The following is a 14,229-nucleotide window of genomic DNA, read 5'->3' as shown; positions in this document are numbered from 1 at the left end:
CATGGAGTTATCGAATTGGCTGCGTTACTGGCGCAACTCTTTACTGGACATCGACCGGCGGCAGCCGGAAGTGACGGACCCGCACGCAGCTTATCAGCCTACCATAGAGACGGAAGTTCTCCGGAAATTCTACACCCAGCACTGCTCAACACCACTTGTGGATGACGAGCCGCTCGATATCGTGCTGGCGCCGTTTCACCTGGCGCTGGCAAGCGAGAATCACCGCACAAATCGCAGCCGGCGGGTGTACCCGTTCTGGGTGCCCGCTCGCCTGACGCCGGCGGGTGAATTGCTACCACCGGCCGCCGATGACGGCTTGGTTCCGTGGTTGGTGCGTGACGTACTGGAGCCGGCAGCTTACCAATTTCCGGTTCTAAGCACGCTGGAAGCTACCGACGCAGCCCTGTTACAGTGGCGCCAGCCCGTTACACTCAGTTGGTCGGCCTACTGGGCCAACGCCCAGGCTTATTATGCGCAAGCCACCGGCACGCCGGGCTGGCCCAAACATGAAACGGTTATCGGCGACTGGTGGGTACAGCAAGCCATTACGTTGGCCCTACCTCCGACCCAGGGTACAGCGGCCAGCCTTATTGACCTGTATGGGTATCTGGAAAAGCGGGCCACACTGCCCCCCTTGCTCACAGCCCTGCTGCGGGGGCAGTCCATCAGCTCTCCTTTCGACCCTGAGTCCGCCGCGCAATTATACCTGAAGGGACACTACGGCCAGTTGAGCAGCCTGTTCCCGTTGTCCACCTCGCAGCGAGGGACGCTACAAACCTGGCTAGCTACGAAGCAAGGAGAAGTACTACCGGTAAACGGACCTCCCGGTACTGGCAAAACAACGCTGCTACAAAGCATCGTGGCCAATTTGATTGTGGAAAAAGCATTGCTGGGAGAAGACGCACCGCGCATTCTGGCCAGCTCCACCAACAATCAGGCAATTACGAACATCCTGGACAGCTTTGGCCGCGAAGCCAGCGTCGTGCGCTGGGTACCGGCGGTTACGTCGCTGGGGTTATACCTGACGAATCGTCCCGCCGATACCTCTACGGCAGCTTACCAGCTGCACGGCAGAAGAAGCAGCTTTTTCCAGACCAAGGAAGCCGCAGACGGGCAATATCTGCAAACCGCTCAGGCGGAGCTATTACGGCATGGGTCCACTTTTTTCGGAAAATCATTTACTACTCCTGCCGCCCTGCGCGACGAGTTGCACCAGGCCCTGAAGCAGCAGGTTGCGCGGATTGATAGCTGGCTTGATTTGCTGCCGAAGCTGCGCGACGAGCGTGGCCAGCCCTGGCAAGCCGCGCAGCTGCACCATGAGGCGGCAGCCACGCGGACGCACATAGCGGAGCTTGAAGCCTACCAAGTGGAGTTGGCGCGCCTGCAGGCCTCGGAGTCCGGCCTGACCGTATTCCTATCACGTTTCATTACCGCGGTTCGTCAACGCCGGCAGGCCCGCTACTTACTGCTGGTGCGCGAACATTGCCCGTACCGCGACACGGTAACAGAATATGACCCTGGACAGCTGCAGCTGGTGGCCGCGCAGCGGTTAGCGGCGGCCCAAGCCGCTTTACGGCGCCTGCAAACGGCCCTTACCAGCCTGGCTACTTTCGACCAGCTGGCGGCCCGGCTCCGGCAGGAGTTCAACCAGCAGCCTAGCGCATCCAAATTTCTGGCAGAACTTTCCGCAGCCGACACCAGCAGCGTGCACAATGCGCTGGATGTGACCTTGCGGCACCAAGCCTTCTTGCTGGCCCTGCACTACTGGGAATCCCGCTACGTAGTGGCCCTGCGCGACAAGATATTCCCCGCGCAGCCACCTCGCTCGCCGCACGAGCGGCGCACGCTGCAATATGCCCGCTGGGCCATGCTCACGCCGTGCTTTATTTCTACCTGTCACTCGGTGCCTCGCTTCCTGCGTGTGAAAGAGCGGACGGGTGAAGACGGCTACGCCCTAGAGTATTTCGACTTGCTGCTGGTGGACGAAGCGGGTCAGGTGTCGCCTGAAGTAGGGGCGGCCGTTTTTTCGCTGGCCCGCCGGGCCGTGGTCGTGGGTGATATTCACCAGATTGAGCCGGTGTGGGGCATCAGCCCGGCATTGGACGCTCAGAACCAGCGGCGGATGGGCATTGCACTGGATAACTGCCCGGAAGCATACCGAGTTTCAGCGGGCAGCCTGATGCGGCTGGCCCAGGCGGCCACGTCGATTCAGTTGCGGCACTACCCACAGGCCCGTGGGCTCTTGTTGCGCCAGCACCGCCGCTGCAAGCCCGAAATCATTCGCTACTGCGACGAGTTTGTGTACGGCGGGCAGCTTGAACGTCTGGGCAACCCCACTGCTTTTGCCAGCCTGGGGTTGCCGCCCTTGGGCTATGTGCACATTGCCGGTGAATGCATTGGCGCGGGCAGCCGCTCCAACCCGGAGGAAGCCGAGGCCATTGCCCGCTGGCTGGCCTTGAAAAAGCCTGAGCTACTAGCTGCAGCGCAACGTCAGGTGGCGACCGGGTCCCCGGCGGCGCGGCTGCAGGACATTGTGGCTGTTGTTACTCCATTTAGTGCCCAGCGCAGCACCATCTCACGGGCGCTGCAAACCGTGGGCCTTGGTAATGAAAATATTACGGTTGGCACTGTACACGCCCTACAAGGCGCTGAGCGGCCCATTATACTGTTCTCGCCCGTGTACGATGCCCGTCATCAGGGAAGCTATTTCTTCGACCGGGGCTACAATCTGCTAAATGTGGCTGTATCGCGGGCCAAAGAAGCCTTTATTGTCATAGGCAACCGGTGTTTGTTTAATCCGTCGCTCAACACGCCTTCGGGCAACCTGGCTAAGCTGTTGCTGGCAGAGCCCGCCGACACTAAACAGCCCAGCCCCGAGCTGGATAATAGCTTTTTCTACGGTGATGAGAATCGACGACACTTGCCCGTGCCGCGCGAGCAGCTGGCCGCCGTGGCCGCCGGCAAAGTGAACCGCCTCAGCACGCTACGCCAGCACTGCGACGCGCTGATTTGGGCCATCAATACGGCTGAGCGTCATTTGGTGATTGTGTCGCCCTTTATCTCGGTGCGCGCCCTGCAAGCCGATAAGCTGCCCGACCTCATCAAGGCCGCGAAGCTGCAGCGCCCCAGTTTGCGCGTAACCGTGTATACCGATGCCTACCTCGACGCCCCCGATGGTCGCCTGCATACCTATACCCAGGCCGGCCGCGCTGCGCTGGCGCAGGCTGGCGCTGACGTCAGGATTGCCGCTCAGATTCACAACAAAACCATCTGTGTGGATGACCAAGTGCTGCTCGAAGGCTCCTTCAACTGGCTATCGGCCTCACGCAATGAAACGCTGGCCCGGCATGAGGTTTCCTGGTTTTTCCGCGGCCCCAGCTGGGCTGATTATATCGGTGAGCTGGTACAGGAAATGGAAAGCCGGGTAATACAGGCAGCAGTAGTATAACTTAAGGCTCCCCATCTAATCGAATACGCTATGAATGCTACTGGGATACTGATTAACCGACAATTGCCTCAGTTGGCCAAGCTGAGCAACGCCGAGCTGTGGCAGCGCGTCGCTCAGGTGGAGGCCATTCGTACCACAGGCCCGCTCAACGTCAGTCTGCTTATTGGCGACAAAGACCAATTTGCCCGGCTGCAAGCGCTGCACACTATCGTTCGAGAAAACCAATGGCCGCACAGCTTTGATGCTTTCCAGTTAAGCCCGAGCTGGGTTCCGTTCGTTGTGGAGATACCGCCAGCTTTGCAGCAATGGTTGGCAAACCACTCCTGGGACGCCATCAGGGCGCAGCTGGTGAACTGGCTGGGGGCGCTTCACGCCGCCCATTGCCTGCGGTTTCAGATGTGGCGCAAGCTCCTGCCTGAAATCAAGCAATGGGCAGCAGAGCATTACAGCCCATATGTAGCACGCCAGGCCGACGAGCTGATTGAGGTATGGGCCCGCGAATACGACCATGCGCAGCAACTCGTGGGCGGCCCAACTGAAGGAGTGCTGGAAAATCCCTTCCGGGACAATGAGCGCCCGTTCCTGGATAAGTCGGATGTACTGGCCAGCTACCGTTTCAGCATTCGAGTGGGGTATTTTCGCGCCGATGACTGGCTGTGCATCGTGGAGCGTAGCAGGTCCAAAGTGCGCGCTTACTACAAATCTAATCTGGAATCTGGGGCCTGGACCGAACGCACCATCGACCAGCTCATGCAACACGCCACAACCGACAACATGCACCGTAGCGAAGCAGATGCAGAACTATGGCAGCAGTGGCGGCAACATTTCATGCCCGACGCAATGCTGCTGAGTTAAGCTGCCCTATTAGTTGATGACTTCTATGGCACTGGCCCGCGCCGGTTTCCTTCTCAAACTATAAATCCTACCTTCCATCCATGGACAATGCTTATCCTGAGCTTCGTCAGGTGCTGGCCCAGGCCATCGACGGGCTGCGGGACCCGGACAACTATTACAGCATCTACACCACCCGCTACGACTACGACGGCCAGACGTACATGACCAACCTGCTGTTTTGGCAACAGGATGCGGTGTGGGACATTGAGCTGGGTGACGAGAACGTGCAGTGTGACGTGTTACTGGACCGCTCAGCACCGGAGCACCGGTTCCGCATCAGCATTCCTTACGACCACATCTACGGTGTGCAGCACGGCAACAGTCCGAACTTCACGACTACCCGTGGTATGCTCTACGATGCTCCTGAAGTGCTGCACCGCACGCTGCAGGCATTTACGGACGAGCTGAAGCGCAACCGCCCACAACCCGAATCCTGATGGAAGAGTTGCTACACCCTCGTCATCCGGTTGATGCCCAGCACCAGGCGCAGCTGCAGGCCCTGGCCCAACTCGCCGACGAGCAACGCCACGAAATGGCCCAGTTGTTTCGCTTCGGCAATGCAGCCTACCGCTACCAAATGCAAGCCGCCGGGGAAGTCACTGAGGCCGACTACCAGGATTGGCTGGAGGGCCTGCCCGCTGGTTTTCGCCAGGCAATGGAGCGAGATGGTTTCGCGAAGTGTAAGTCGACGCTGGCCCTGCGCCGGCACGCGCTGGAACGGCGGGACGTGGGCTATGAAGCCTATATTCAGTCGGTGCTGTCGGCTGAAGACTGGCAGGCCTGGCAAGCCGAAAAAGCAGCCGCCCAGAACGCAACGTTACAACCAAAGGGAAAATGAATCAGGCAGCCGGCCCGACCTGTGCCAACCACTTTCGGGCATCCAGCTCACCCGTGAAGGCTGCCCACTCGAAGCCGGGCGCTACCGGCTCTGGATTGGGCCACTCCGTAAGAGTTGGCTGCACGCCCACCAGGGCTACGCGAAGTGCAGAAGTAGCCGACAGCTGCTCGCCCACGTACCGGAATGCCGCGAGCAAGCTACGCTGAGTAAACTCCGACAGCGGCTGGCTGAACGTGCGCAGATTCAGCAGCAACCGCCGACAACCGTGCTCTACAGCTTGGTCTCGCAGCTGCGACAGTCCCGCGCTGATATCGGATGCCTTTGGCGCCTCCCCCAACAGCAGGTGTACCAGCTCCGTGGCGGGCTCGTAGCGCACTTGCACGGCAGATGCGGCCGTACGCCACGCCAGTTGGCCATTTTCTCGCTTCACATCCATCCACAGCTGGCAGCAGTTCCACTCGGCCGGCGTCAGGTGCTGGCGCAGCCAGTGACCTTGCAGATAGTAGCGCCAGCTGGCCAGTAAATGGGGCCGGTCGTACAGCGCAGCTGGAGTAGTTGGAATACCACGGGTTAGTTCCTGCTGCCGCTGCTGTTGGCTCAGCTTGGCCGGGTAGTAGGGCACCTGCAGGTTGGCTTGCCACTCGGCGTATACGCCGGCGGGCGGCGTGGTCAGCTGCGTATCGGCTTCGGCAGCCAGTTGGCGCACCTGCTGGGCCAACTCGGGCGTGGGGTTAGGGTCGGGGGCGGCCAGGTGAGGATAGGCCTGCTGGTTAGCAGTCCACCGCTCCAGATAGTAGATCCGACCTACGGCCGTGAGCCGGTAGTAACTCGTGTCAACCAGGCGTTCATGGTTCACGCGTCCGAGCACCATTTTGGGCCGCTGGCGTTCCAGCCGGTCCCATACTTCCCAGCTGATACCTACCGCCCTGGCCGTTGCGGTATTGAAGCCCACCCATTGCTTCTGACGCTGGTCCAGTTGCCACAGCGTCACTAGGGCCCGCCAGGTGGCTTCGCTCAGCACCAGTGCCGGCTTGACAATGGGGCGCGCTTCGCCGGTGAGCTGCCGCGCCAGCTTGCGGCCCGCTGGGGTCATACGCACGTGCGGTAACGGATATAGGTCGGGGGAGCCCGGCAGCTCAATCACCCTGTCTTCTACTTCCACCAGTCCGCGGCTAGCTAGTGCCTTCCATGTGCTGCCGGTACCGGCACTTACCAAGGCCGCATCCAACGCCTGGCGCAGGGGCGTGGCCGGGCGGCCGGGCAGGTGCTGCCACCGACCGTAGGGCATCCAGCGCCATACCGAAGCTGGCACTCGCGCCGCATCCAGCTGCCCGCGCGCAAACAGCCGCTTGCGGTCATGCTCGGTTTCCTGGTCAAGAGCATAGGCCGCCAGCAGGTAGTGTCGCTGCCGTTCGTTAAGAGTAACCATACCCGTTTGCCTTTGTAATTGCGCTGAACACGAAAGCCAATAGAACCTTTGTAGCCTCGCTACCGGCTCTTCGTGCGCTTGAGGTACTTCTTCAGCACCCACCCATTCATGGGTAGTCGGTCGGCGTCCTGGAAAGAGATGTAGGCGTATTTGCCCAGGCTATCCAGCACCATCACCTGTTGGCCTACCCCAACCACACCTACCCGGAGGCTTTTCGGGTTGGGTTTGATACGCAGGCGCAACACCCGCCTGACGGCTCGCAACTTGCCCTGTCCGGCGGCAATTTGCTTTACCGAGTCGATGAGTTCGGCTTTAAGTTGCCGCAAATCAGCTTTCGTGGCTGGCTGCTCCAGCGGATGTACCTGCGCCTCTACCTTACTGTAGCACCAATCGATAAACGTGATAAAGCTGATGATGCCCAGCAGTCCGCTGATGATACCCAGCTTCAGGTTGAACCGGGCCAGCGGGCTGTTGCCCGCCTGCTCCAGTTGCTGCACCCCCGTGGCTACCTGAGCGGAAATGGATGCGAAGAAGCCATTCATCTCGCTGCGCAGCAAGGCTACATCGGCGGCCGACTCTACCCGGAAGTTAACAAACTGGGCCCTAAAGTCTTCAAATGTTTCATCGAAGTCGGCGTCGGTATTCGCTGCGTCTTCCGCATCGACTTCTTCGTGCAGGCGTTGGATGAAGTCCTGCGTCTGCGCTACTAAAGCGCCCAGACTTTGAAACTGAGTAGTCCACGCCGCCATGGGATTTGCCAGCTTACTGGCCACCGCCCAATCGGTCAGGAGTTGCTGCTGCACGCCTTGCACAGATGCCGCCTGCTTTAGTAGATCGGATGTCTGGAACGCATCAGCCAGCATCCGTGATACGCTGCCGATGCTGCTCAAATTGGCCAGTGTATGAGCCGGAAACTTCAGTTGAAAATCGGCCAACGGCTGCGCCAGTGCCCCCAGCGACTGTAGCCCCGGCACCAGCGGCACATTCAGCAGCCCCGCCGCTTTGATCGTCTGTTGCCACTTAGCCGAACCGAGCACATCAGCCCAAGGCGACGCAACCAACGAAGCCAGCCGGGCATTGTCCAAAATTCCGCTCATGCTGTTGGCGGTTATCAGGTCATGCAGCGGCTGGGCTGCTTTCACCAGATTGCTAAGATTGTTGTAACTCCCGAACAGCTTACCGTAGTCAGGAATGGAATCGTGGATGGACATACAGCGACACGGTTACAGAGTTGGCTCGGATGAGCAGTGCTCCCCGCCTGCGCTCTGCTGGTAGAGGGGAATTTGATGACCAGCAAGAGCCGCCGGCCGGGTAGAAACGAAGATACGCCACCGGGGGCAGGGCACAAGGCGCCGTGCTAACTAGTTTAGCCTGAACGTCGCAGGCCAGACCACTGCAAACTTGCTGCCCGCAGATTCGGAGCCCTCCTGCCCTTCCCGTATCTTCGTCTTTACACCTATTGCTACGTCCGCATGCCCACGCTCCACTGGATTGGTAAAGACAAAGTCATCAACCACCACCAGGACGTTCCGTTCCGACTTCTCGACCACCAGTACGGCACCCTCGCCGACGGTACCCAAACCACCGAGCCCACCGGTAGCGGCAACCGCATCATCCACGGCGACAACCTCGAAGCCCTGAAAGCCCTGCTGCCCGAGTACGAGGGCCGAGTGAAATGCATCTACATCGACCCGCCCTATAACACAGGCAACGAGGGGTGGGTGTATAATGACAACGTCAACGACCCTAAAATCAAGAAGTGGCTCAGCCAGGTTGTGGGCAAGGAAGGCGAAGACCTTTCCCGCCACGATAAGTGGCTGTGCATGATGTACCCGCGCCTCAAGTTGTTGCACAAGTTGCTGTCTGAGGATGGTGCTATATTCATTTCTATCGACGACAATGAATTGTATAATACAAAGCAAATATGTGACGAAATAATGGGGGGGGGGTAATTTTATAACCACCATCGTTTGGCGTAAAAATTATGCCCCGAAATCAAGTGCTATGCACTTCTCGGGTGACCATGAGTACTTATTAGTCTACGCCAAGAATCCTGTCAAATGGCGTGTAAACCTCATGCCACGGACAGAAAAGCAGGATAAAGCGTATAAGAATCCTGATAATGATCCGCGTGGCGCTTGGCGACCAAATAACCTGGCTGCCCGCAATTATTACAGCAAGGGTACCTACGCCATCAAAACCCCGAGTGGTCGAATAATCGAAGGACCACCATCAGGCTCTTATTGGCGAGTCTCAGAGGAAAAATTCTGGGAGATGGACCGAGAAGGTCGAATCTGGTGGGGAAAAGATGGGAGCAATGTTCCGGCTCCAAAGATTTTTCTCAGCGAAGTAAAACAGGGGGTAGTACCCCAAACCTTCTGGTCATATGAGGAGGTTGGGCACACTCAAGATGCAAAGAAGGAGGTCTTAACCATTCTGCCCGAAGCAGATAGCTTCTTTTCAACTCCTAAACCGACTAGGTTAGTGGAGCGAGTTATTCAACTCGCCACCAACAAAGATTCCATCGTCCTTGACAGCTTCGCCGGCAGCGGTACCACGGCCCACGCAGTACTAAAACTAAACCAGCAGGACGGTGGCAACCGCCGCTTCATCCTCACGGAAATGGAAGACTACGCCGAGCGTATCACTGCGGAGCGGGTAAAGCGCGTGATGCAGGGCTACGCCAGCCAGCCCGGCACCGGCGGCAGCTTTGACTACTACACCCTGGGCGCGCCCATCTTCACCGAGGCCGGCGAACTGAACGAGCAGGCCGGCTTGGTGGGCCTGCGCCAGTACATCTACTACGCCGAAACCAAGCAGCCTCTGCCCGCTCCCTCGGCCGATGACAACGCAGCCTTTCTGGGCCTGCACGACGATACGGCCTACTATTTCCATTACCAGCCCGACGCCGTAACCACGCTGGGGCACGAATTTCTAGCTACCATGCGCACCCGCGCCGGCCAGTACATCATCTACGCCGATAACTGCCTGCTCCCGGCCGAGTTCATGACCCGGCACGGCATTATTTTCAAGAAAATTCCCCGCGACATTTCGCGCTTCTAACCCCCGGCCGATATGGAGCTGAAACCCTACCAGCAGGAAGTCATTACGGACCTGACCCGCTTCCTCGACTGCGTGCAGGCCACCAAGAACCTGCCCGACGCATTCCACGACTTCTGGGCCACGCACCCGCGCACGCCCCTGCAGCCCTTTCCCGGCGCGGCCGTGGAGCCCTACAAAAACACCGTACCCGGCGTGCCGCACGTCTGCGTGAAGGTGCCCACCGCCGGCGGCAAAACCTTTCTGGCTGCCAACGCACTGCGCACCATCTTCGCCGCGTTTCCGCCCGACCGCCCCAAGGCCGTGGTGTGGCTGGTGCCCTCCGTCACCATTCTGGAGCAGACGCTGCGCAACCTGAAAGACCCCGGCCACCCCTACCGGCAGAAAATCAACACCCACTTCGCCGGCCGCGTGGAAGTGTACGACAAAGCCGCTCTGCTGCAGGGCAGCAGCTTTTCGGCCAGCTCCGTGCAGGAGCAGCTGAGCCTGGTGGTGCTCAGCTTCGACTCACTGCGCGCTCGCAACAAGGAGGACCGCAAGGTGTACCAGGAAAACGGCAACCTGCAGTCCTTCGGCAGCCTACTGGGCGATGACGAAGACATTACCCTCATGCGGGTGATTCAGGCTCTCAACCCGGTGGTGGTCGTCGACGAAAGTCACAACGCGGAGAGCGAACTGAGCGTGGACATGCTCAAAAACCTGAGCCCCTCGTTCATCCTCGACCTGACAGCTACCCCGCGCAAAAACAGCAACATCATCAGCTTCGTGGATGCCCTGGCCCTGAAAAAGGAGCACATGGTGAAGCTGCCCGTCATCGTCTACAACCACAACGACCGGACGGAAGTCATCAACTCGGCCCTGCAGCTGCAGCGCAACCTGGAGCTGCAGGCCAAGAAAGAGCAGAAGGAAGGCGGCCGCTACATCCGCCCCATCGTGCTGTTTCAGGCCCAGCCCAAAACCGCCGACGACAACACCACCTTCGAGCTGCTCAAGCAGAAGCTCATTGACCGCAAGATTCCGGCCGAGCATATCCGCATCAAGACGGCGGGCCTGAACGAGTTGAAGAACGAGGACCTGTCGTCGCCGAAGTGCCCAGTGCGCTACATCATCACCGTAAACGCCCTGAAAGAAGGCTGGGATGCGCCTTTTGCCTACATCTTGGCTTCGCTGGCGGATAAGTCGTCGGCCGTGGACGTGGAGCAGATTCTGGGCCGCGTGCTGCGCCAGCCCTATGTGGCCCCGCACCAGGCACCCATGCTCAACATGAGCTACGTGCTGACGGCCTCCAGCAAGTTTCTGGAAACACTGGACAAGATTGTGGCCGGCCTGAACAAAGCCGGCTTCAGCGCCCGCGACTACAAAGTGGCCGACGCCACGACCCTCGCGCCCAAGCCCGACCCGCTGGCCAGCTTCGTGCAGGCTCCGCTTAATTTCGACGCCCCGGCCCCGACGCCGGCCACCGATGACCTGGCCGACATTGACTTCGGCCGCATTGCCCCAGTGGAGCCCGTCACCGACGAGGCCGCGGCGGCCGTGTCGGTAACGCAACCACAGGTGGCCCCCACGGCCCCGGCAGCGGGCTCCGTGCAGGCCATTGCCCAGGCCGCCCTGGCCCAGCAGGCCGAGTTCGAGCAAGCCGTGGCCGCCAGCACGGCCAGCGGCACCACGCCCCCTCCTAGCGCCCTCCAATCCCTCGTGAAAACCTATCCAATTAAAGAGATTTTCCGGGACCAGGCCACGGCCCTGCGGCTGCCCCAGTTCTTCTGGAAGAAACCCGCCGCCACGCTCTTCGACGGCGACGCCGGCAGTACCAGCGTGCTGCTGGAGAAGGATTACCTGCTCGAAGGCTTTCAGCTCGGCAAGGAAAACACCGACATCAAGTTCGACGGCGTGTCGTCGGAGCTCTACCGCGTAGACCTCGACGACACCAAGAAGGAAGCCACGCCCACCTTCACCCGCATCGACGGCGACGCGAAGGAGCGCATCATGACGTTCATCCTCGACCCGACCCGCAAGGACAGTCGCGTCAAGAACTTCACCAGCCGCATCATGGGTCTGATCGGCAACCTCTACCCCATTGCCGATAAGGAAATTGAGCGCTACGTGCGCCGCATCCTCGAAGACTTCACCGACGAGCAGTTCACGGATTTCGCTAACCACGAGCACACCTACACCCAGAAGATCAAGGACAAAATCCGGCAGCTTTCGGAAGCCTACGCGCTGAAGCAGTTCCGCAACTTCCTCGACCAGGACAAAGTCTCGATGCAGCCGGCCTATGCGCTGCCGGCCCAGATTACGCCTGGCGACACGGGCAAGGACATTACTAAGTCGCTCTACGAAAAGGAAGGCAAGATCAACGGCTTTGAGGAGCGGGTCATTAACGAATTGGCCAACCTGCCCAACATTGCCTTCTGGACGCGCAACCTGGAACGCAAAGGCTTCCGGATTAACGGTTTCCTCAACCACTACCCCGATTTCATCATCCAAACCAAGAGCGGCAAGACCCTACTGGTGGAAACCAAAGGCGACCACCTCGACGCCGAGCAGAAAATCAAGCTGGGCGAGTACTGGGTGCAGAAAGCCGGCAACGAATTCCGTTATTTCATGGTGTACGAGCGCCGCGTGGTGGACGGGGCCTACAAGCTGGATGACTTCCTGAACCTGGTGAAGGGCATCTGATTTATCTATCCTCTATACTAGCCACTATGCACGTTGACATAATTACTTCTCTATTAGCCCAACTGGAAGCTGGTAGTATAACCTGGGAACAGGCACTGACCCAGGTAACCGCCCTGCCCACCGCTTGGACCACGGCCGAGTGGAAGCAGCAGCGCGAGGCCCTCATCGGGGATACCTGCGCCGTGTGTGCTTCCACCGACGGGCCGTTCGTGCTGCAGCACCTGACCCATTGCGACACGTACAAGGAACTGTGCCAGCAAGTCAAGGCCGAATTCCGGAACCGACTGTGGCCAGCAGTGGCGCAACGGGTAACCGACGAGCAGGTAGCCGCCCACCTCGGGCCCGGCGACAAGCGCCAAGCATGCCCTACTTGCGGTTCGCTCACCATCCGGGAGCGGAAGACAATGTATCCGCCCTACATCTGCCAGAAGTGCGAAAAGTACCGCCACCCAACTCCATGGTTTGAAACGCCGGTTCAGGTGCGCTACTATCCAAAGCAGAAAACCACCGACCGGACAGAAGCCTTGGCTACGGCCCGGGAATATCTGACCAGCGTGGCCATGCTGGCCGAGCTGCGCCTGCACGACGATGCAATTCAGCACGAAGCAACGCTCAGAAGTCTGCGTCAGAGCATTGCCTACCGCTCCCTGAAGCATACGGCCACTTACTGCAAGCGCTGCGCTTTCAAAGAAGATTTGCCCGTTATCAACCGTAAACGCTGGGACTGGGAGTAGCGCACAGCCCTGTACTCAGCAAACTGTTCCGCCACGAACGGAGTATGCTTGTCAAATAGTTAGCGCCCCTCTACAGCTTCGGCGCCCGACGTTTAGCTATTACCTGAATAGTCTGTTTGTGGGATTTTGCTTGCGTGAGCTGTTCGAGCTGCACCAACTGCTGCACGCTTTGCGCCAGGGCTATGGCCTGTTGCATTAGCGGTGCTTCATGCTGCAGTACCGGGTGACTGGACACCTCCAGCGCAGCTTGCTGAATACCGTGACTGTGCTGACTGGCCGTAGTCGGCTCATGCAACACCAGCGTCATATGCTGCAACAACTGGTTCCCCCTGGTTGTATCGCCCCGGTCAATATCCCGCAAGGCCTCGCCGATGACATAGGCGCTGTTCTGCATCACCCGCTGTGCTTCCATGCGCTGCATGTCGGGCGTAGGGCCAGCTAAGGCTCGGGCCTGGCTAACATCGCGCAGCTGGGCAGCCTCGGCGCCAGTGAGGGGCGTGATGGCCGCACGCAGCAGTAGCCCCAACGGCTCCAGATTTTTATCCGGCTGGGCTGGGCCATAGGGTCGGATGATGGCCAGGTCGCGGGCATTATTGAGTTGGGCAGCAGCAGCCGGACTCAATTCGACCTGATAGCCTGCCTGCCGGCCCAGCAAGGTCATCACGCTCTGGATAGTGCGCCCGTTGCCTTCCCGAAAAGCGTGCGCATAGTTGTACTGGTCGAAATAGTAGGCCGCCCGCCGGGCAAATTGCTCCGGGGCCAGGCCTCGCAGGTTGTTTTCCAGCTGCAGCTGGGCGCCGATGGCATCCAGGCGCTGGTCGAGCTGCTGGTATGGGGCATAGCGCATCGTGTCCCCCCGGGGGTTGAGCACGTAGGCCGGCTTCTGGCCCTGGAACGGGCCGTCTGGACCCTGGGCCCGGGTCTGGCCCGCCCACTGGTACACGTCCTGGAATAGCTCCCGGTGGATGCGCTTAAGGTGCGCGGCGTCGAACTGGCCCGGCAGGTCAACGGCGCCTACCACGATGCGCAGCAGCGCCGGAATAGACAAGGCCCCTTCCGCTTCGCGCAACTGGTCCTGATTGGTTATTCCCAACCGGTTGTAGATGACCTGGTGGGTGGGGTCGTAAAATCCATCCTGAATAGCCAC

General features: G+C 59.6%; 11 protein-coding genes. 8 read left to right on the top strand and 3 right to left on the bottom strand.

Annotated elements, in window-relative coordinates; genetic code table 11:
- Nucleotide 1: 1 nt before the first annotated feature.
- The 4 genes from LF252_RS22035 (at nt 2) to LF252_RS22020 (ending at nt 5,180) form a co-directional block, all read left to right on the top strand.
- Nucleotides 2–3,448, top strand: coding sequence for an AAA domain-containing protein (locus LF252_RS22035; RefSeq protein WP_226271761.1), 3,447 nt, complete (start codon nt 2–4; stop codon nt 3,446–3,448).
- A 30-nt stretch (nt 3,449–3,478) separates the two neighbouring features.
- A complete protein-coding gene (locus LF252_RS22030; protein WP_226271760.1) occupies nt 3,479–4,303 on the top strand; it encodes a hypothetical protein in 825 nt (274 codons plus the stop codon).
- 80 nt (nt 4,304–4,383) lie between these two features.
- Entirely contained in the window at nt 4,384–4,779 is a 396-nt protein-coding gene (locus tag LF252_RS22025) for a hypothetical protein (RefSeq protein ID WP_226271759.1), read from the top strand.
- On the top strand, nt 4,779–5,180 hold the full coding sequence (locus LF252_RS22020; protein WP_226271758.1) for a hypothetical protein: 402 nt from the start codon (nt 4,779–4,781) through the stop codon (nt 5,178–5,180). The genes LF252_RS22025 and LF252_RS22020 overlap by 1 nt, the downstream gene beginning before the upstream one ends.
- 1 nt (nt 5,181) lies before the next feature.
- On the opposite strand, the gene LF252_RS22015 is transcribed toward LF252_RS22020, so the two are convergent.
- Nucleotides 5,182–6,609, bottom strand: coding sequence for a hypothetical protein (locus tag LF252_RS22015; protein WP_226271757.1), 1,428 nt, complete (start codon nt 6,607–6,609; stop codon nt 5,182–5,184).
- 59 nt (nt 6,610–6,668) lie between these two features.
- Nucleotides 6,669–7,820: a hypothetical protein gene (locus LF252_RS22010; protein ID WP_226271756.1), complete on the bottom strand. Its 1,152-nt coding sequence runs from the start codon at nt 7,818–7,820 to the stop codon at nt 6,669–6,671.
- Between the two features lie 261 nt (nt 7,821–8,081).
- Here LF252_RS22010 and LF252_RS22925 point away from each other — a divergent pair, with 261 nt between their 5' ends.
- The 4 genes from LF252_RS22925 to LF252_RS21995 are packed head-to-tail and all read left to right on the top strand — an operon-like array spanning nt 8,082 to nt 13,082.
- A complete protein-coding gene (locus LF252_RS22925) occupies nt 8,082–8,561 on the top strand; it encodes a DNA methyltransferase (protein WP_262905065.1) in 480 nt (159 codons plus the stop codon).
- A gap of 52 nt (nt 8,562–8,613) precedes the next feature.
- Nucleotides 8,614–9,672: a site-specific DNA-methyltransferase gene (locus LF252_RS22005; protein WP_262905064.1), complete on the top strand. Its 1,059-nt coding sequence runs from the start codon at nt 8,614–8,616 to the stop codon at nt 9,670–9,672.
- 12 nt (nt 9,673–9,684) lie between these two features.
- Complete coding sequence (locus LF252_RS22000) at nt 9,685–12,348, top strand: DEAD/DEAH box helicase (protein WP_226271755.1); 2,664 nt, start codon at nt 9,685–9,687, stop codon at nt 12,346–12,348.
- Between the two features lie 26 nt (nt 12,349–12,374).
- Nucleotides 12,375–13,082 (top strand): hypothetical protein, encoded by a 708-nt coding sequence (locus LF252_RS21995; RefSeq protein WP_226271754.1) that lies wholly within the window; start codon nt 12,375–12,377, stop codon nt 13,080–13,082.
- Nucleotides 13,083–13,152: 70 nt separating this feature from the next.
- On the opposite strand, the gene LF252_RS21990 is transcribed toward LF252_RS21995, so the two are convergent.
- Entirely contained in the window at nt 13,153–14,229 is a 1,077-nt protein-coding gene (locus tag LF252_RS21990) for a Fic/DOC family protein (protein ID WP_226271753.1), read from the bottom strand.

Origin of the sequence: Hymenobacter pini (assembly GCF_020421205.1) — a bacterium.
Taxonomy (GTDB): domain Bacteria; phylum Bacteroidota; class Bacteroidia; order Cytophagales; family Hymenobacteraceae; genus Hymenobacter; species Hymenobacter pini.
The sequence above is the reverse complement of the archived record's forward strand: the minus strand, read 5'-3'. Positions and strand labels throughout refer to the sequence as shown.